This is a genomic window from Pseudomonas sp. OVF7 (assembly GCF_030644265.1).
Classification (GTDB): Bacteria; Pseudomonadota; Gammaproteobacteria; order Pseudomonadales; family Pseudomonadaceae; genus Aquipseudomonas; species Aquipseudomonas gorinensis.
Map to the genome: position 1 here is coordinate 2,130,440 of NZ_CP128996.1, position 19,527 is coordinate 2,149,966.

Below are 19,527 nucleotides of genomic sequence, written 5' to 3' on the forward strand. Positions count from 1 at the left end.
GTCGCACGCCCGCAAACCGTATTGATTTCAGCGCGTCGCGCTAGAGAGAGCCTGTATGACCGTCACTTTGAAAACCGCCGAAGACATCGCAGGCATGCGCGTTGCCGGCAAACTGGCTGCCGACGTGCTGGAAATGATCGCCGAACACGTCAAGCCAGGCGTCACTACTGAAGCGCTGGACCGTATCTGCCACGACTATATAGTCAACGTGCAAAAGGCCATCCCTGCGCCGCTGAACTACAAGGGCTTCCCCAAGTCGATCTGCACCTCGATCAACCACGTGGTATGCCACGGGATTCCCGGCGATAAGCCGTTGAAAGACGGGGACACCCTGAACATCGACGTCACCGTGATCAAGGATGGCTACCACGGCGACACCAGCCGCATGTTCCACGTCGGCACCGTACCGGTCTGGGCTGAGCGCCTGTCCCAGGTCACCCAGGAATGCATGTACAAGGCCATCGAGATCGTCAAGCCTGGCTGCCGCCTGGGCGACATCGGTGAAGTGATCCAGAAGCACGCGGAAAAGAACGGTTTCTCGGTCGTCCGCGAATTCTGCGGCCACGGTATCGGCAAGGTGTTCCACGAAGAACCGCAGATCCTGCACTACGGCCGCGCCGGCACCGGCATGGAACTCAAGGCAGGCATGACCTTCACCATCGAGCCGATGATCAACCAGGGCAAGGCCGACACCAAGGTTCTGGGCGACGGCTGGACCGCCATCACCAAGGACCGCAAGCTCTCGGCCCAGTGGGAACACACCCTGCTGGTCACCGACACCGGCTACGAAATCTTCACCCTGCGTGCGGACGACACGATCCCACGCATTTCGGGTGCGGCTTCGGCGTAACGGCTGCCCAGGTTTTCCCCCACTGTGTTCTGACTGACTGATAGATAGAAAGGAAAGCCGATCAATGCCCCAGGTGGATCCCGAACTCTTCGACCGTGGCCAGTTCCAGGCCGAACTGGCGCTGAAGGCGAGCCCTATCGCCGCCTTCAAGAAGGCTATCCGCCAGGCCCGCGAGGTGCTCGACGAGCGCTTTCGCAGCGGCCGGGACATTCGCCGGCTGATCGAGGACCGCGCCTGGTTCATCGATAACATCCTGCAAAAGGCCTGGGAACAGTTCACCTGGAGCGAAGACGCCGATATCGCCCTGGTCGCGGTCGGCGGCTATGGCCGTGGTGAACTGCACCCCTACTCCGACATCGATTTGCTGATCCTGCTGGACAGTGCCGATCATGAGATCTTTCGCGATTCCATCGAGCGTTTTCTGACGCTGTTGTGGGATATCGGCCTTGAGGTCGGCCAGAGCGTGCGCTCGGTCGACGAATGCGCCGAAGAAGCCCGTGCCGACCTGACCGTCATCACCAACCTGATGGAAAGCCGCACCATCGCCGGCCCCGAGCGCCTGCGCCAGCGCATGCTCGAAGTCACGAGCACCGCACACATGTGGCCCAGCAAGGATTTCTTCCTGGCCAAGCGTGCCGAGCAGAAAGCCCGGCACCACAAGTACAACGACACCGAATACAACCTGGAACCCAACGTCAAAGGCTCGCCGGGCGGGCTGCGGGACATCCAGACCATCCTGTGGGTCGCCCGCCGCCAGTACGGCACCCTGAACCTGCGCGCCCTGGCCGGCGAGGGTTTTCTGGTGGAGAGCGAAAACGCCCTGCTGGCCTCGTCCCAGGAATTCCTGTGGAAAGTTCGCTACGCCCTGCACATGCTCGCCGGGCGCTCCGAAGACCGCCTGCTGTTCGACCACCAGCGGTCCATCGCCACCCTGCTCGGTTTTGAAGGCGAAGACGCGAAGACCAGCATCGAAAGCTTCATGCAGCAGTACTACCGGGTGGTCATGAGCATTGCCCAGCTCAGCGACCTGATCATCCAGCACTTCGAAGAAGTGATCCTGGCCCCGGAAGACGAAGCACCGCCGCAGCCGATCAACGCGCGTTTCCAGCTGCACGACGGCTATATCGAGGCGCGTAGCGACAACGTGTTCCGCCGTACCCCGTTCGCCATGCTGGAAATCTTCGTGCTGATGGCCCAGCAGCCGGAAATCAAAGGCGTGCGTGCCGATACGATCCGCCTGTTGCGGGAAAACCGTCACCTGATCGACGATGATTTTCGCAATGACATCCGCAACACCAGCCTGTTTATCGAACTGTTCAAATGCAAGATCGGCATCCACCGCAACCTGCGGCGGATGAACCGCTACGGGATCCTCGGGCGTTACCTGCCGGAGTTCGGCTTTATCGTCGGGCAGATGCAGCACGACCTCTTCCACATCTACACGGTGGACGCCCACACCCTGAACCTGATCAAGCACCTGCGTAAGTTGCAGTACACCCAGGTCTCAGAAAAATTCCCGCTGGCCAGCAAGCTCATGGCCAAGCTGCCCAAGCCCGAGCTGATCTACCTGGCCGGCCTGTATCACGACATTGGCAAAGGCCGGCATGGCGATCACTCGGAAATCGGTGCGGTTGACGCCGAGGCCTTCTGCCAGCGCCATCAGTTGCCGTTGTGGGACAGCCGCCTGATTGTCTGGCTGGTGCAGAACCACCTGATAATGTCGACCACCGCCCAGCGCAAGGACTTATCCGACCCGCAGGTGATCCACGATTTCGCACAGATCGTCGGCGATGAAACCCGCCTCGACTACCTGTACGTACTGACCGTCTCCGATATCAACGCCACCAACCCGACGCTGTGGAACTCCTGGCGCGCCAGCCTGTTGCGCCAACTCTACACCGAGACCAAGCGCGCCCTGCGTCGCGGCCTGGAAAACCCGGTGGACCGCGAAGAACAGATCCGCCGTACCCAAAGCGCGGCCTTGGATATTCTGGTGCGCGGCGGCAACGACCCGGACGACGTCGAACAGCTCTGGTCGCAACTGGGTGATGATTATTTCCTGCGCCACACTGCCGGCGATGTGGCCTGGCACAGCGACGCCATCCTCCAGCAACCCGCCGATGGCGGCCCGCTGGTCTTGATCAAGGAAACCACCCAGCGCGAATTCGAGGGCGGCACACAGATCTTCATCTACGCGCCCGACCAGCACGACTTCTTCGCCGTGACCGTGGCCGCCATGGACCAGCTCAACCTGAACATCCATGACGCCCGCGTGATCACCTCCAGCAGCCAGTTCACCCTCGACACCTACATCGTGCTCGACACCGAAGGCGAGTCGATTGGCGACAACCCGGCGCGGGTCAAAAAGATTCGCGAAGGGCTCACCGAAGCGCTGCGCAACCCGGATGACTACCCGACCATCATCCAGCGCCGGGTACCTCGCCAGCTCAAGCATTTTGCCTTCGCCCCCCAGGTGACCATCTCCAACGATGCACAGCGCCCGGTGACCGTGCTGGAGCTCAGCGCGCCGGACCGTCCGGGCCTGTTGGCACGGATCGGCGGCATCTTTTTGGAGTTCGACCTGTCGTTGCAGAATGCCAAGATTGCGACCCTGGGCGAGCGCGTGGAAGACGTGTTCTTCATCACCGACGCCGATAACCAGCCGCTGTCCGACCCGGAGCTGTGCCGTCGCCTGCAGGACGCGATCGTCCAGCAGCTGAGCGTGACCCAGGAACCCGGTGTCGAACTGACACGACTGACCATTTAAAGCGCCGCCCCCAGTTTTTAACGCCTTGCACGAGATCCACCGATGAACAACGCCCTGAACCAGCTGCAGCCCTACCCGTTCGAGAAACTGCGCGCCCTGCTCGGCAGCGTCACGCCCAACCCAGGCAAACGCCCGATCGCGCTGTCCATCGGCGAACCGAAGCATAAATCCCCGGAATTCGTGGCCAAGGCGCTGGCAGACAACCTCGACCAGATGGCGGTCTACCCAACCACCCTGGGCCTCCCGGCATTGCGCGAGGCCATCGGTGCCTGGTGCGAACGTCGCTTCGATGTACCCAAGGGCTGGCTCGACCCGGCGCGCAATATCCTGCCGGTCAACGGCACCCGCGAAGCACTGTTCGCCTTCACCCAGACCGTGGTCAACCGCGGCGACGATGCCCTGGTGGTCAGCCCCAACCCGTTCTATCAGATCTACGAAGGCGCCGCGTTCCTGGCCGGGGCCAAGCCGCACTACCTGCCATGCCTGGATGCGAACGGTTTCAACCCGGATTTCGACGCCGTGTCGCCGGACATCTGGAAACGCTGCCAGATCCTGTTCCTGTGCTCCCCCGGCAACCCGACCGGCGCGCTGATCCCGGTTGAAACCCTGAAAAAACTGATCGCGCTGGCCGACGAGTATGACTTCGTCATTGCCGCCGACGAATGCTACAGCGAGCTCTACTTCGACGAACAAACTCCGCCGCCAGGCCTGCTCAGTGCCTGCGTGGAACTGGGCCGCGAGGACTTCAAGCGTTGCGTGGTGTTCCACAGCCTGTCCAAACGCTCCAACCTGCCAGGCCTGCGCTCCGGCTTTGTCGCCGGCGACGCCGATATCCTCAAGGCATTCCTGCTTTACCGCACCTACCACGGCTGTGCAATGCCGGTGCAGACCCAATTGGCCAGCATTGCCGCCTGGCACGACGAAGCCCACGTAAAGGCCAACCGTGACCTGTACCGCGAGAAATTCGACGCGGTGCTGGCAATCCTCAAGCCGGTACTGGACGTGCAAAGCCCGGACGGTGGTTTCTACCTGTGGCCGAACGTGGAAGGCGACGATGCTGCATTCTGCCGCGACCTGTTCGTGGAAGAACACGTCACCGTGGTGCCGGGCTCGTACCTGTCACGCGAAGTGGATGGCTTCAACCCCGGCGCCGGCCGTGTGCGCCTGGCGCTGGTTGCGCCATTGGCCGAGTGCGTGGAAGCGGCCGAGCGGATTCGGGATTTCATTCAGCGTCGCCGGTAAGCCCCTCACGGGTCATTTCACTTGACCCAGGTTTGCCTCACTCATATCCAGATCCGCCAATACCTCCCTCAAGACGTCATCACCAATCTGGTGATGACGGCTCAAGCTGTACAACTCCAAGCGCTGCGCACGCAGCGCCTTGAGCCGAAGCTTGCGCTCAAGCAGATCCATTTGCTGAGCGAGCGCCTGGGCCTCGGCCGAATCGTTGAACACCTCCAATTGATGACGGTATTCCGACATCAACCGCGCCTTGAGTTCAGTGGCGAGCGCGGCCTGGGCGGCATCCTGGGTTTCGGTTTCAGAGGGTTCATCTGCCTCCAGGGCATGGATGGCCGCGACGGCGGTTTTTTTCCAGGCCTCACGCACTTCGTTGTGGCGCTTTTCATCCGGGCTCTTTTCGATGCCGCGCAGCAACAGCGGCAAGGCGATGCAGGCGGCGATCAGCGAGAGCAGGATCACCCCGGCGGCGATGAAAATCAGCAGGTCACGCTCCGGGAAGTCCTGCCCCGGCGCCAACAGCAAAGGCACCGACATCACACCGGCCAAGGTCACCGCCCCGCGCACACCGCCGATGGTCAACAGCCAACAGGAACGGGCAGTAGGCACCAACGTCAGCTCGCTTTTCCCCCGTAGCCGCCGCAACAGGCCCGACAGCCGCCATATGCTCTGTACCCAGATAAATCGCAACACCAGCAGCACCAGGAAAATCGCGATCACGTCCAGGCAGCGGTACAACAACGTCGGCCAGAGCGTGGCTTCATGGCTTACCACGGCCTTGATGATGTCTGGCAGTTGCAGGCCGAGCAGCAGGAAGATCAGGCCGTTGAAGGCAAATTCCAGCAACGACCATACACTGCGGTTGAGCAAGCGCGTGCTGGTCTGGCGCGGCAGCAGATCAAGCCAGCTTTGCATCATGCCCGCCGCCACCGCCGACAAAATCCCCGAAGCCCCCAAGCGTTCGGCCAGCACATACGCGGCAAACGGTAGCAGCAGCATGAAAACCACGTGGGTGGCCGGATCATCCCAACCGCGGGCGATCATCCAGGCGCGCAATCGGCCAACCAGCCAGCTCAACGCCACCCCGACCGCCAGCCCACCCATGGCCACCAGGACAAAGGTGAGGCTGGCATCCGCCAGTGAAAACACGCCGGTCAACGCTGCCGCCAGGGCGAACTTGAAGGTCACCAGGCCCGAGGCATCATTCATCAGCGCCTCGCCCTGGAGCATATGCATCAGGGGTGTAGGTAAACGGTTCTGGGAAATGGCCGACACCGCCACGGCGTCCGTCGGCGACAACACCGCCGCCAGGGCGAAGGCCACCGGCAACGGAATCGCAGGCAACAGCCAGTGAATGAAGTAGCCAGCACCGACCACGGTGAACAGCACCAGCCCCACCGCCAACGTCAGGATCGGGCCGCGCAGGCGCCACAACTCACGCTTGGGCATGCGCCAGCCATCCGAGAACAACAACGGTGGCAGGAACAGAAACAGGAACAACTCCGGGTCCAGCGCCACATGCAGCCCCAGCGTGGGCCAGGCCAGCAAGGCACCCGCCGCAATCTGCACCAGGGGTAACGGCAGCGGGATGATGCGCCCCACCAGACGCGAAACGCTGACCAGCATCAGCAGGATAAGAACGGTGTAGGCGGTTTGCATAACGCGGGTTTCCCGGACGATCGACTTGCAACGACACACATCAGGCAACAACTGGCCGTTGAAGTGCCATATTACCTGGGTATGTTACCCACCTATGCTGCGTGCTGGCTTTTGCACAATAGTCGCACGGTGCTGACGAGCGGCACCCAAAGCCGCTGGTCGTGGCATAATCCGTGACCTTTCAGTTTCATTTGTCCAAAAGGGGGCAATTCCTTGACCGCTTCAAGCAAAACGTTGCACCTTTTCGGCATCAAAGCCTGCGACACCATGAAAAAGGCGCGCACCTGGCTCGATGAGCACGGTGTCAGCTATGAGTTCCACGACTACAAAACGGCCGGCATCGACCGCGAACACTTGACCCAATGGTGCAACGAGCACGGTTGGCAGGTGGTTTTGAACCGTGCGGGCACCACCTTTCGCAAACTCGAAGACGAACGCAAAGCCGATCTCGATCAGTCGAAAGCCATTGAACTGATGCTCGCACAACCCTCGATGATCAAGCGCCCGGTGCTTGATCTCGGTGACAGAACCCTGATTGGCTTCAAGCCAGATAGTTATTCGGCGGCCCTCAAGTAGGCCAGCCCTTCCATTTTTGTAGAGGTAACAGCATGTCCAATTCCCTGTTCAGCCTGGGCTTCGGCGTCGGCACTCAGAACCGCCAAGGTGCTTGGCTGGAAGTGTTTTACGCACAACCCTTGCTCAACCCATCGGCTGAAATCGTTGCCGCCATCGCGCCGATCCTTGGCTACAGCGAAGGCAACCAGGCGATCACCTTCACCGTCGCCCAGGCCCTGCAACTGGCGGATGCGCTCAAAGGCGTCGATGCCACCCAGGCAGCCTTGCTGAGCCGCCTGGCGGAAAGCCACAACCCGCTGGTCGCCACCGTGCTGGCCGAAGACGCCGCGTTGACCTCCACGCCTGAGGCCTACCTCAAGCTGCACCTGCTGTCCCATCGCCTGGTCAAGCCTCACGGCCTGAGCCTGGCCGGTGTGTTCCCACAGTTGCCGAACGTGGCCTGGACCAGCCAGGGCGCAATCGACATCAATGAACTGGCCGAACGCCAGTTGGAAGCGCGCCTGCGCGGCGAAGTGCTGGAAGTGTTCTCGGTGGACAAGTTCCCGAAAATGACCGACTACGTAGTGCCGAGCGGCGTGCGTATCGCTGACGCCGCGCGTATCCGCCTGGGCGCCTATGTGGGCGAAGGCACCACCGTGATGCACGAAGGTTTCGTCAACTTCAATGCTGGCACCGAAGGCCCGGGCATGATCGAAGGCCGTGTGTCGGCGGGTGTGTTCGTCGGCAAGGGTTCGGACCTGGGCGGCGGTTGCTCCACCATGGGCACCCTGTCGGGCGGCGGCAATATCGTGATCAAGGTCGGCGAAGGCTGCCTGATCGGCGCCAACGCCGGTATCGGTATCCCGTTGGGCGACCGTAATACCGTGGAATCTGGCCTGTACGTGACCGCCGGCACCAAGGTTGCGCTGCTCGACGAGAAGAACCAACTGGTCAAGGTGGTCAAGGCGCGCGAACTGGCCGGCCAACCGGACCTGCTGTTCCGCCGTAACTCCGAGACCGGTGCCGTGGAATGCAAAACCCACAAATCGGCCATCGAACTGAACGAAGCGCTGCACGCTCACAACTAAGCAGCCACTCGATGCCACTAGCGGGCCGCGCCTTCGAGGCGCGGTTCGCTTATACGAGTCTTGACCCCATGCTTGTGCCCTCTCCCTGGCGCGCCGACTTTCCGGCCATCGCCACCCTGCAACGGCAAGACCAGACCTATCTGGATAACGCCGCCACCACGCAAAAACCTCAAGCCCTGCTGGATGCCATCGGCCATTACTACGTCAATGGCGCTGCCAACGTGCACCGTGCCCAGCATTTGCCGGGGGCCCATGCAACACAGGCGTTCGAGGACAGCCGCAGCAAGGTCGCGCAATGGCTGAATGCAGGCGACAGCGGGCAAATTATCTTTACCCACGGCGCAACCTCTGCGCTGAACCTCCTGGCCTATGGCCTTGAGCACTTATTCAACGCGGGCGATGAAATTGTCATCAGCGCCCTGGAACACCACGCCAACCTGCTGCCCTGGCAGCAGTTGGCCAAACGCCGCGCGCTCACACTGTTGGTATTGCCGCTGGGCGATGACGGCGTGATTGACCTTGAAGCCGCCGCCGCATTGATCGGCCCGCGCACGCGACTGCTGGCGGTGAGCCAGTTATCCAACGTCCTCGGTGCCTGGCAGCCGCTGGAAACCCTGCTACCGCTGGCCCGCGCCCACGGCGCCCTGACGGTGGTGGACGGGGCACAGGGCATCGTCCATGGCCGGCATGATGTGCAGGCCCTGGGTTGCGACTTCTATGTATTTTCCAGCCACAAGCTGTATGGCCCGGATGGCGTCGGCGTGCTGTATGGCCGCAACGAAGCCCTGCATCACCTGCGCCACTGGCAATTCGGCGGCGAAATGGTGCAACAGGCCGACTACCACAGCGCCAGCTTTCGCCCTGCCCCGTTGGGTTTCGAGGCCGGTACCCCGCCGATTGCCGGCGTGATTGCCCTGGGCGCGACCCTGGACTACCTGAAATCCCTGGATCTGCCGGCGGTGGTCGCCCATGAAGCGGCCCTGCATGACTACCTGCTGCGCGGGCTGAAAGCCCGCAACGGCGTACGCGTACTAGGAACGCCACACGTGGCGTTGGTCAGCTTTGTAGTCGAAGGCGTGCACAACGCCGACCTTGCCCACCTGCTGACTGAGCAAGGCATTGCGGTGCGCGCCGGCCATCATTGCGCAATGCCGCTGCTCAAGGCGATGCATTTGTCGGGAGCGATCCGTGTATCCCTGGCGCTGTATAACGACTCCGATGACCTGGAACGCTTCTTTGAAGCCCTGGACCAGGCGCTGGATATGTTGCGGTGAGCCTGCCAGTGGATGCGGTGGCTGCGCTGGAAGCCTTTCAGTCGGTCGGCAGTTGGGAACAACGCGCGCGAATGTTGATGCAGTGGGGTGAACGTCTGCCCGCATTGGCGAATGAAGATAAGGTCGATGCCAACCTGGTGCAGGGCTGTGAGAGCCTGGTGTGGTTGGTGGGGCGCCTGGAGCAGGGTCATTGGCAATTCGCCGCGAGCAGCGATGCGCGGATGATTCGTGGCTTGGTGGCGTTGCTGCTGGCGCGGGTCAACGGATTATCGACGGCTGAATTGCAGGCGGTCGACTTGCCCGACTGGTTCAATCAGTTGGGGCTTTCCCGCCAGTTGTCGCCGTCGCGCAGCAATGGTCTGAATGCTGTCTTGCAGCGCATGCGCGAACTCAGCCATACACACAACTGAATGTGGGAGGGGGCTTGCCCCCGATGAGCATGGGTATCTACACAACTTTGGCTCAACGCTGAACGCGCGGCAGATAGGGCTGTTGTGGCGAGCGGGCTTGTCCCGCGTTGGGCTGCGAAGCAGCCCCAGTCAAGAAAAACGCGGTGTATCAGACACTCTGTAGCGGCTGGTTTTGGGGCTGCTTCGCAGCCCAACGCGGGACAAGCCCGCTCGCCACAGGGAGATTTGTCAGGGGCTGAAAAGTTGCGTAGATACCCATGCTCATCGGGGGCAAGTCGAATCGTCGCACCGCCCCTCCCACATTTTGAGCGGTGTAAAGTTCTGAGATTCAGCTGGGTTTGACCCGCTCCGAGGGCCTACGCACCCCGGCCACGATCTTGTCCACCGCCTTGGTCGCCGCGACCATGCCGAAGGTCGCGGTCACCATCATCACCGCGCCAAACCCGCCGGCGCAGTCCAGTTTCACGCCATCACCGACAAAGCTCTTCTGCAAACAAATGCTGCCGTCCGGCTTCGGATAGCGCAGTTGCTCGGTGGAAAACACGCACGGCACGCTGTAATGACGAGTCACGGTACGCGAGAAACCATAGTCACGGCGCAGGGTCGAGCGCACTTTCGAGGCCAGGGGATCGTTGAAGGTACGGTTCAAGTCGCACACCTGGATCAGCGTCGGGTCGATCTGCCCGCCGGCGCCACCGGTAGTGATGATCTGGATCTTGCGGCGCTTGCACCAGGCAATCAGTGCGGCCTTGGCGTTGACCGCGTCGATGCAGTCGATCACGCAATCAATGTTCGGCGTGATGTACTCGGCCATGGTGTCACGGGTCACGAAGTCTGCTACCGCATGCACGGTGCAGTCCGGGTTGATGCCGCGCAGGCGCTCGGCCATGACCTCGACCTTGGGCTTGCCCACGGTACTGTCGAGAGCGTGCAACTGGCGATTGCTGTTGCTGACGCAGACATCGTCCAGGTCGAACAGCGATATCTCCCCTACGCCGCAACGGGCGATGGCTTCCGCCGCCCAAGAGCCGACACCGCCGACGCCGACGATCGCCACATGGGCCGCCTTCAAGCGGTCCAGGCCTTCAATGCCATACAAACGGGCGACGCCTGCAAACCGCGGATCTTCTGTGCTCATGACCATTACCCCAAAAACCGGCGCGCATTATAGGGCCACACCGCGACAAGTTCTAAGCTTCAAGCTACAAGTAAAGAACTTAGGTGAACATTCGCGGACTAACGTCCGGCTTTTCGCTGTCCGCTATACGCTCAGTGAGACGCCGGTGTAGGATGCGCGCCGTTCGGCGCAGGCCGACACCTCTTTTCGTTCCACACCCTTTGGAACCCGAAATCGCCATGTCATCGCGTAAATTTGGACTCAACCTGGTGGTGGTGCTGGCAATTGCCGCGCTATTCACCGGCTTCTGGGCGCTGATCAACCGCCCGGTCACTACCCCCAACTGGCCTGAACAGATCTCCGGTTTTTCTTACTCGCCGTTTCAACAAGGCCAGTACCCGCAGAAAGACCAATACCCGACCGACGACCAGATGCGTCGCGATCTGGAGATCATGAGCAAGCTGACGGACAACATCCGTACCTACTCGGTCGACGGCACCCTGGGGGACATCCCCAAGCTGGCGGAAGAGTTCGGCCTGCGGGTAACCCTGGGGATCTGGATCAGCCCGGACCTGGAACGCAACGAGCGTGAAATCCAGCGGGCTATCGAGATCGCCAACAGCTCGCGCAGCGTCGTGCGGGTTGTCGTGGGTAACGAAGCGTTGTTCCGTGAAGAGATCACCCCCGAGGCGCTGATTGTGCTGCTGGATCGGGTGCGCGCCGCCGTAAAAGTACCGGTGACCACTTCCGAGCAATGGCATATCTGGGAAAAGAACCCGCAACTGGCCAAGCACGTCGACCTGATTGCAGCGCACATCCTGCCGTTCTGGGAATACATCCCGATGGACAAGGCCGGCCAGTACGTACTCGACCGCGCCAGGGATCTGAAGAAATTGTTCCCGAAAAAACCGCTGCTATTGTCGGAAGTTGGCTGGCCAAGTAACGGCCGTATGCGCGGAGGTAATGAATCGTCCCCGGCAGACCAGGCGATTTACCTGCGTACGCTGGTGAACAAGCTGAACCGCCAGGGCTATAACTACTTCGTGATCGAGGCTTTCGACCAGCCTTGGAAAGTCAGCGACGAAGGTTCGGCCGGCGCTTACTGGGGCGTGTACAACGCCGCGCGCCAGCAGAAGTTCAACTTCGAAGGGCCGGTAGTTGCGATCCCGCAATGGCGCGTCCTGGCGATCGGATCGGTGGTGCTTGCACTGCTGTCCCTGACCCTATTGATGATCGACGGCTCGGCCCTGCGCCAGCGTGGCCGCACCTTCCTGACCTTTATCGCGTTCCTCTGCGGTTCGGTATTGGTGTGGATCGGCTACGACTACAGCCAGCAATACAGCACCTGGTTCAGCGTGACCGTCGGCATCTTGTTGGCCCTGGGCGCTCTGGGCGTGTTCATCGTGTTGCTGACCGAAGCCCACGAGTTGGCAGAAGCGGTATGGACCCACAAGCGTCGGCGTGAATTCCTGCCGGTAGTGGGGGATTCGGACTACCGCCCGAAAGTGTCGATCCATGTGCCGTGCTACAACGAGCCGCCGGATATGGTCAAACAGACCCTCGACGCCCTGGCCGCCCTCGATTACCCGGACTACGAAGTCCTGATCATCGACAACAACACCAAGGACCCGGCCGTGTGGGAACCGGTGCGCGACTATTGCGCCACCCTCGGCCCGCGCTTCAAGTTCTTCCACGTGGCCCCACTGGCCGGCTTCAAGGGCGGCGCGCTGAACTACCTGATCCCGCACACCGCCAAGGATGCCGAAGTGATCGCCGTGATCGACTCGGACTACTGCGTGTCGCCGAACTGGCTCAAGCACATGGTGCCGCACTTCGCTGACCCGAAAATCGCCGTGGTGCAGTCGCCGCAGGATTACCGCGACCAGAACGAAAGCACCTTCAAGAAGCTCTGCTACGCCGAGTACAAAGGCTTCTTCCATATCGGCATGGTCACCCGTAACGACCGCGACGCGATCATCCAGCACGGCACCATGACCATGACCCGACGCTCGGTGCTCGAAGAACTGGGCTGGGCCGACTGGTGCATCTGCGAAGACGCCGAACTGGGCCTGCGGGTATTCGAGAAAGGCCTGTCGGCGGCGTACTACCACGACAGCTACGGCAAGGGCCTGATGCCGGATACCTTTATCGACTTCAAGAAACAGCGCTTCCGCTGGGCCTATGGCGCGATCCAGATCATCAAGCGTCACACCGCCAGCCTGTTGCGCGGCAAAGACACTGAGCTGACCCGTGGCCAGCGCTACCACTTCCTCGCGGGCTGGTTGCCGTGGGTGGCAGATGGCATGAATATCTTCTTCACCGTCGGCGCACTGTTGTGGTCGGCGGCGATGATCATCGTGCCGACGCGGGTCGACCCGCCGCTGTTGATTTTCGCGATCCCGCCGTTGGCGTTGTTTGTGTTCAAGGTTGGCAAGATCATTTTCCTGTATCGCCGTGCGGTAGGGGTGAACCTCAAGGATGCGTTCTGCGCCGCGCTGGCTGGCCTGGCGTTGTCCCACACCATCGCCAAGGCGGTGTTGTATGGCTTCTTCACCACCAGCATTCCGTTCTTTCGCACACCGAAAAACGCGGATAACCACGGCTTTTGGGTCGCGATTTCCGAAGCGCGCGAAGAAATGTTCATCATGCTGCTGTTGTGGGGCGCGGCGCTGGGGATCTACCTGGTGCAGGGCCTGCCGAGCAATGACATGCGTTTCTGGGTGGTGATGCTGCTGGTGCAATCGCTGCCGTACGTGGCGGCATTGATCATGGCGTTCCTGTCGTCGCTGCCGAAACCGGCGCCGAAGGTGGAGCCTGTCACCGTCGCGTAAAAACTTGCGCAATGCACTAAACGGCGGCCTCTGGCCGCCGTTTTGCTATAAGATAACGGCCGTTTTATGAGTCTTGGCCTCGGCCAATGCTTTGTGTGGGAGGGGGCTTGCCCCCGATGGCGGTGGGCCAGTCAACAGATGCAGTGACTGACACTCAGCCATCGGGGGCAAGCCCCCTCCCACACTGAATCTGCGCCACCCTACGTCCTGCGCCCATTACACGCTTTCCGGAGTTTTACCATGACGGCCCATGCCGATCTTTCGCCGACCCTTCAACTTGCCATCGACCTGATCCGTCGCCCCTCGGTGACGCCGATCGACGCCGATTGCCAGAAGCTGATGATGCAGCGCCTGGGCGACGCCGGTTTTGCGCTGGAGCCGATGCGCATCGAAGACGTGGACAACTTCTGGGCCACCCACGGCAAGCATGACGGCCCGGTATTGTGCTTTGCAGGCCACACCGACGTGGTGCCGACCGGCCCGGTACAGGCGTGGCAAAACGACCCGTTCGACGCACTGATCGACGAAAACGGCATGCTCTGCGGGCGCGGCGCGGCGGATATGAAAGGCAGCCTGGCCGCGATGCTGGTTGCCTCCGAGCGCTTTGTGAAGGACTACCCGGACCACAAGGGCTCGGTCGCCTTCCTGATCACCAGCGATGAAGAAGGCCCGGCGCACCACGGGACCAAGGCCGTGATCGAGCGCCTGGCGGCACGCAAGGAACGCCTGGACTGGTGCATCGTCGGCGAACCGTCGAGCACTGCTCTGGTGGGCGACGTGGTCAAGAACGGCCGTCGCGGCTCCCTCGGGGCCACCCTGACCGTGCGCGGCGTACAAGGCCACGTGGCCTACCCGCACCTGGCAAAGAACCCGATTCACCTGGCCGCGCCAGCCCTGGCTGAACTGGCCGCCGAGCATTGGGACAACGGCAACGCCTTCTTCCCGCCGACCAGCTTCCAGATCTCCAACCTCAACTCCGGCACTGGCGCCACCAACGTGATCCCGGGTGACCTGACGGCGGTGTTCAATTTCCGCTTCTCCACCGAATCCACCGTCGAAGGCCTGCAACAACGGGTCGCGGCGATTCTCGACAAGCATGGCCTGGACTGGCATGTGGAATGGGCGCTGTCGGGCCTGCCGTTCCTCACCGAGCCAGGCGCGCTGCTCGACGCCGTGTCGGCGAGCATCAAGGCGATCACCGGCCGTGAGACCCAGGCGTCCACCAGCGGCGGGACCTCCGATGGACGGTTCATCGCCACGCTGGGTACCCAGGTGGTCGAACTGGGCCCGGTGAACGCGACGATCCACCAGGTCAACGAACGCATCCTGGCCAGCGACCTCGACGTGCTCACCGAAATCTACTACCAGACCCTGATCAAGTTGCTCGCCTGATGCTGGCCTGCCCCATTTGCAGCGCACCGCTCAACGCGGTGGACAATGGCGTGGCGTGCCCCGCCGGGCACCGTTTTGACCGTGCGCGCCAGGGTTATCTGAACCTGTTGCCGGTGCAGCACAAGAACAGCCGCGACCCGGGCGATAACCTGGCGATGGTCGAGGCGCGCCGCGACTTCCTCAACGCCGGGCACTACGCCCCGGTGGCCAAGCGCCTGGCCGAACTGGCCGCCGAACGCGCGCCGCAACGCTGGGTGGATATCGGCTGTGGCGAGGGTTACTACACCGCACAGATCGCCGACGCCCTGCCCCACGCCGACGGCTACGCCCTGGATATCTCCAAGGAAGCGGTCAAGCGTGCGTGCAAGCGCAACCCGGCGCTGACCTGGTTGATCGCCAGCATGGCCCGCGTACCCTTGGCCGATGCCAGCTGCCAGTTTCTCGCCAGTGTGTTCAGCCCGTTGGACTGGCAAGAGGCCAAACGCCTGCTCAGCCCCGGCGGCGGCTTGATGAAAGTCGGCCCCACCCGCGGCCACCTGATGGAACTGCGCGAGCGTCTGTACGACGAAGTGCGCGAATACACCGACGACAAGCACCTGGCCCTGGTACCGGACGGCATGAGCCTGGCGCACAGCGAGACCCTGGAGTTCACCCTTAGCCTGGCTGAGCCCAAGGACCGCGCTAACCTGCTGGCCATGACGCCCCACGGCTGGCGCGCCAGTGCCGAGCGCCGTAGCGAGGTGATTGAGGCCGTCGAACCGCTGCGGGTCACCGTATCGATGCGTTACGATTATTTCGTGCTTCAATAACCGACTTTTAAACATCCGCGAATGGATTTTCGAATCCCGCAACGAGGAACATCCATGCGCCAACCCGATATCGAGATTTACCTGAAGGACGCCGACGTCGACCACAAGGCCATTGCCGCCTGGCTGGGCGCCGCCCTCGGCCCGTGCAGCGACTGGGTGCAGAAGGGTCAGACCTACAAGTGCAAGGCCGGCAACGTGCCCGTGACCTGGCTGCCGAAAGCCGTAGGCAAGTGGAACAGCCTGTACCTGGAAAGTGACCAGACGCCGTGGGAAGACGACATTGCCTGCGCCCGCGCTGCGTTTGCTGCGCTGAATGTGGAAGTGCGCTGCGCGCCAGGGAGCTGGGTCGAGGAGGAAGGTGAGGAAAGCGCCGACACCTGGATTCGCATCAGCACAGACGGTGAAGAGCAGATCACCTGGAAAACTGCCTGAGCCTGAGCGGTAAACCACAATCAACATGTGGGAGGGGGCTTGCCCCCGATTGCGGTGTATCAGCCAATGTATTCAGTGACTGACACTCCGCTATCGGGGGCAAGCCCCCTCCCACATGGGTCCTGCGGTGTAACAAATCCGCATTACAAACCGACCACATCCTCTGCCTGCAAGCCCTTCTCGCCGCTCACCACGGCGTATTCCACCTGCTGGCCCTCGGCCAGGGAACGGTGGCCCTCGCCACGAATGGCGCGGTAGTGCACAAACACATCCTTGCCATCTTCACGCTGGATAAAGCCATAGCCCTTGGCGTCGTTGAACCACTTCACATTACCGGTTTCACGCGTTGCCATCTGTTCACCCCCACTTGATTGTTATTGTTGAGTCGGTCGCGTTGAACTGCCGAGTATAAGACAGGCTCAAAAACGATCAACTCAAGTTTACATCGCTGCTTTTTTGCCGATTTTCGGCGAATACGGCACACTACCCGCCCGAGCGCCTGCTCGGTTTTTCCCACTTGAAGCAGCTCGCCTATGACCCGCTCCCCGTTCCGCCGTCTGGTGTTTGGCACCTTGCGCCGACTGCTGTACCTCTGGGTTCGCTCGGAGACGATCAACCAGTCGTCCCTAACCCTTAACCTCGACCGCAGCCGACCGGTGTTCTATGTCCTGCAATCGCCCTCTCTGACCGAACTGGCCGTAGTCGACGCCGAGTGCACCAAGGCCGGCCTGCCGCGCCCGGTGTTGCCGGTGTCGGTGGGCCCGCTGATGGAGCCCGCGGCATTCTTCTACCTCACGCCCGAGCCCGATTGGCTCGGCCGCCAGGACAAGCGCGGCGCGCCGCCAACCCTGACCCGCCTGGTCGACACCCTCACCGCGCACGCCGAAGAGAATGCACAAATCATTCCGGTCAGCGTGTTCTGGGGGCAGTCACCCGAGAGCGAGTCCAGCCCGTGGAAACTGCTGTTTGCCGACAGTTGGGCGGTCACCGGGCGTCTGCGTCGTTTGTTGAGCATCCTGATCCTCGGGCGCAAGACCCGCGTGCAATTCTCCGCGCCCATCAACCTGCGTGAATTGATCGAGCACAATAAAGGTCACGAACGCACCGTGCGAATGGCCCAGCGCATCCTGCGTGTGCACTTTCGTAACCTGAAAACCGCTGTCATCGGCCCCGACCTGTCCCACCGCCGCAACCTGGTGAAGGGCCTGGTGAATATGCCGCTGGTGCGCCAAGCCATCGCCGACGAAGCCGAGCGCGAAAAGATCAGCCCCGAAAAGGCCAAGGCCCAGGCGTTGCGCTATGGCAACGAGATTGCCTCGGACTACACCTACACCGCGATCCGCTTCCTGGAAGTGGTGCTGAGTTGGTTCTGGAACAAGATCTACGACGGCATCAAGGTCAATAACATCGAAGGCGTGCAAAAAGTTGCCCAGGGCTACGAAGTTATCTATGTCCCATGCCACCGCAGCCATATCGACTACCTGCTGCTGTCCTACCTGCTGTTCAAGAACGGCCTGACCCCGCCGCACATCGCCGCCGGGATCAACCTGAACATGCCGGTGATCGGCAGCCTGCTGCGCCGTGGCGGTGCGTTTTTCATGCGCCGCACCTTCAAGGGCAACCCGCTGTACACCTCGGTGTTCAACGAATACCTGCACACCCTGTTCACCAAGGGCTTCCCGGTGGAGTACTTCGTCGAAGGCGGGCGCTCGCGCACCGGGCGCATGCTGCAACCGAAAACCGGCATGCTGGCAATCACCCTGCGCAGCTTCCTGCGCTCCTCGCGCATGCCGATTGTGTTCGTGCCGGTGTATATCGGCTATGAACGCGTACTCGAAGGCCGCACTTACCTCGGCGAACTGCGTGGCGCGAGCAAAAAGAAAGAATCGATCTTCGATATTTTCAAAGTGGTCGGCGCGCTCAAGCAGCGTTTTGGCCAAGTCGCGGTCAACTTTGGCGAGCCGATCAAGCTGGCGGAATTCCTCGATGCCGAGCAACCCGACTGGCGCGCCCAGGAGCTGGGCCCGAACTACAAGCCGGCGTGGCTCAACGAAACCACCAACCGCCTCGGCGAACAGGTAGCGCGGCATTTGAACGAAGCCGCGGCAGTCAACCCGGTGAACCTGGTGGCCCTGGCGTTGCTGTCCACCACGCGCCTGGCCCTGGACGAACAGGCCATGGCCCGTCAGTTGGACCTGTACCTGGCGCTGTTGCGCCGCGTGCCCTACTCGCCCCATACCACGCTGCCCGAAGGCGACGGCATGGCGCTGATCAAGCACGTCAAGGACATGGACCTGTTGTCGGAACAGAGCGATGCCCTGGGCAAAATCCTGTACCTGGACGAGCAGAATGCTGTCCTGATGACCTACTACCGCAACAACGTACTGCACATCTTCGCCCTGCCGGCGCTGCTGGCGAGCTTCTTCCAGAGCAGTTCGCGCATGAGCCGCGAGCAGATCCTGCGCTACACCCACGCGCTGTATCCGTACCTGCAATCGGAGCTGTTTATCCGCTGGTCGCTGGAAGAGTTGGATACGGTGATCGACCAGTGGCTGGAAGCGTTCATCGAGCAAGGGCTGCTGCGCTTCGAAAACGACGTATACCTGCGCCCGGCACCGAGTTCACGGCACTTTGTATTGCTGACGCTGCTGTCCAAGAGCATCGCCCAGACCCTGCAACGCTTCTACATGGCGATCTCGCTGTTGCTCAACAGTGGCCAGAACAGTATCAGCGCCGAAGAGCTGGAAGACCTGTGCACGATCATGGCCCAGCGCTTGTCGATCCTGCATGGCCTCAATGCTCCGGAGTTCTTCGACAAGAGCCTTTTCCGACATTTTATCCAGACGCTGCTGGAGCAGGATGTGCTGCGCCGCGATGAAGCCGGCAAATTGAGCTATCACGACCTGCTCGGCGAACTGGCTGAAGGCGCCGCCAAGCGCGTGCTGCCGGCCGAGATTCGCTTGTCGATCCGCCAGGTGGCCTTGCATCGCGTGGATGGTGCAGGGGAGGCGCCAGTCGAACCTGCCCCGCTCAAGCCTGAAGAAAGCCGCTAGATTGAATAAGGTGCCGGAAGGATTCCGGTGCCGCTTACAAGGAGCCGCACC

General features: G+C 61.6%; 15 protein-coding genes. 12 read left to right on the plus strand and 3 right to left on the minus strand.

Going from position 1 to position 19,527, the window contains the following annotated elements:
- Positions 1-55 precede the first annotated feature (55 nt).
- From map to dapC, 3 genes are all read left to right on the plus strand, one after another.
- The gene (map, locus tag QU606_RS09715; RefSeq protein ID WP_024073824.1) at positions 56-850 is read left to right on the plus strand and encodes a type I methionyl aminopeptidase; all 795 of its coding nucleotides are present in this window, start codon (positions 56-58) and stop codon (positions 848-850) included.
- A 64-nt stretch (positions 851-914) separates the two neighbouring features.
- A complete protein-coding gene (locus QU606_RS09720; RefSeq protein WP_024073823.1) occupies positions 915-3,617 on the plus strand; it encodes a [protein-PII] uridylyltransferase in 2,703 nt (900 codons plus the stop codon).
- Positions 3,618-3,659: 42 nt separating this feature from the next.
- A complete protein-coding gene (dapC, locus tag QU606_RS09725; RefSeq protein ID WP_193690247.1) occupies positions 3,660-4,859 on the plus strand; it encodes a succinyldiaminopimelate transaminase in 1,200 nt (399 codons plus the stop codon).
- A gap of 12 nt (positions 4,860-4,871) precedes the next feature.
- Here the strand turns inward: dapC and QU606_RS09730 are convergent, their stop codons facing one another.
- Positions 4,872-6,515, minus strand: coding sequence for a Na+/H+ antiporter (locus QU606_RS09730; protein ID WP_168232372.1), 1,644 nt, complete (start codon positions 6,513-6,515; stop codon positions 4,872-4,874).
- 267 nt (positions 6,516-6,782) lie between these two features.
- Here QU606_RS09730 and QU606_RS09735 point away from each other — a divergent pair, with 267 nt between their 5' ends.
- From QU606_RS09735 to QU606_RS09750, 4 genes are all read left to right on the plus strand, one after another.
- Complete coding sequence (locus QU606_RS09735) at positions 6,783-7,091, plus strand: arsenate reductase (RefSeq protein WP_229999207.1); 309 nt, start codon at positions 6,783-6,785, stop codon at positions 7,089-7,091.
- Between the two features lie 32 nt (positions 7,092-7,123).
- Positions 7,124-8,158, plus strand: a complete 1,035-nt coding sequence (dapD, locus tag QU606_RS09740) for a 2,3,4,5-tetrahydropyridine-2,6-dicarboxylate N-succinyltransferase (RefSeq protein ID WP_024073820.1) — start codon at positions 7,124-7,126, stop codon at positions 8,156-8,158.
- Between the two features lie 68 nt (positions 8,159-8,226).
- Positions 8,227-9,432: an aminotransferase class V-fold PLP-dependent enzyme gene (locus QU606_RS09745; RefSeq protein WP_304998345.1), complete on the plus strand. Its 1,206-nt coding sequence runs from the start codon at positions 8,227-8,229 to the stop codon at positions 9,430-9,432.
- Positions 9,429-9,842, plus strand: coding sequence for a SufE family protein (locus tag QU606_RS09750; RefSeq protein WP_304998346.1), 414 nt, complete (start codon positions 9,429-9,431; stop codon positions 9,840-9,842). The genes QU606_RS09745 and QU606_RS09750 overlap by 4 nt, the downstream gene beginning before the upstream one ends.
- Positions 9,843-10,170: 328 nt before the next feature.
- Here the strand turns inward: QU606_RS09750 and tcdA are convergent, their stop codons facing one another.
- On the minus strand, positions 10,171-10,980 hold the full coding sequence (gene tcdA, locus QU606_RS09755) for a tRNA cyclic N6-threonylcarbamoyladenosine(37) synthase TcdA (RefSeq protein ID WP_069081314.1): 810 nt from the start codon (positions 10,978-10,980) through the stop codon (positions 10,171-10,173).
- 218 nt (positions 10,981-11,198) lie between these two features.
- On the opposite strand from tcdA, the gene QU606_RS09760 reads away from it, so the two are divergent.
- From QU606_RS09760 to QU606_RS09775, 4 genes are all read left to right on the plus strand, one after another.
- Positions 11,199-13,790, plus strand: coding sequence for a glycosyltransferase (locus tag QU606_RS09760; RefSeq protein ID WP_024073816.1), 2,592 nt, complete (start codon positions 11,199-11,201; stop codon positions 13,788-13,790).
- Positions 13,791-14,030: 240 nt separating this feature from the next.
- On the plus strand, positions 14,031-15,182 hold the full coding sequence (gene dapE / locus QU606_RS09765; RefSeq protein ID WP_024073815.1) for a succinyl-diaminopimelate desuccinylase: 1,152 nt from the start codon (positions 14,031-14,033) through the stop codon (positions 15,180-15,182).
- Positions 15,182-15,991 (plus strand): putative RNA methyltransferase, encoded by an 810-nt coding sequence (locus QU606_RS09770; RefSeq protein WP_024073814.1) that lies wholly within the window; start codon positions 15,182-15,184, stop codon positions 15,989-15,991. Before dapE ends, QU606_RS09770 begins: the two co-directional genes overlap by 1 nt.
- Positions 15,992-16,045: 54 nt before the next feature.
- Entirely contained in the window at positions 16,046-16,423 is a 378-nt protein-coding gene (locus QU606_RS09775; RefSeq protein ID WP_024073813.1) for a hypothetical protein, read from the plus strand.
- 143 nt (positions 16,424-16,566) lie between these two features.
- On the opposite strand, the gene QU606_RS09780 is transcribed toward QU606_RS09775, so the two are convergent.
- On the minus strand, positions 16,567-16,776 hold the full coding sequence (locus tag QU606_RS09780) for a cold-shock protein (protein ID WP_024073812.1): 210 nt from the start codon (positions 16,774-16,776) through the stop codon (positions 16,567-16,569).
- Positions 16,777-16,956: 180 nt separating this feature from the next.
- On the opposite strand from QU606_RS09780, the gene plsB reads away from it, so the two are divergent.
- Complete coding sequence (gene plsB / locus QU606_RS09785) at positions 16,957-19,476, plus strand: glycerol-3-phosphate 1-O-acyltransferase PlsB (RefSeq protein ID WP_024073811.1); 2,520 nt, start codon at positions 16,957-16,959, stop codon at positions 19,474-19,476.
- The last annotated feature ends 51 nt before the right edge of the window (positions 19,477-19,527 follow it).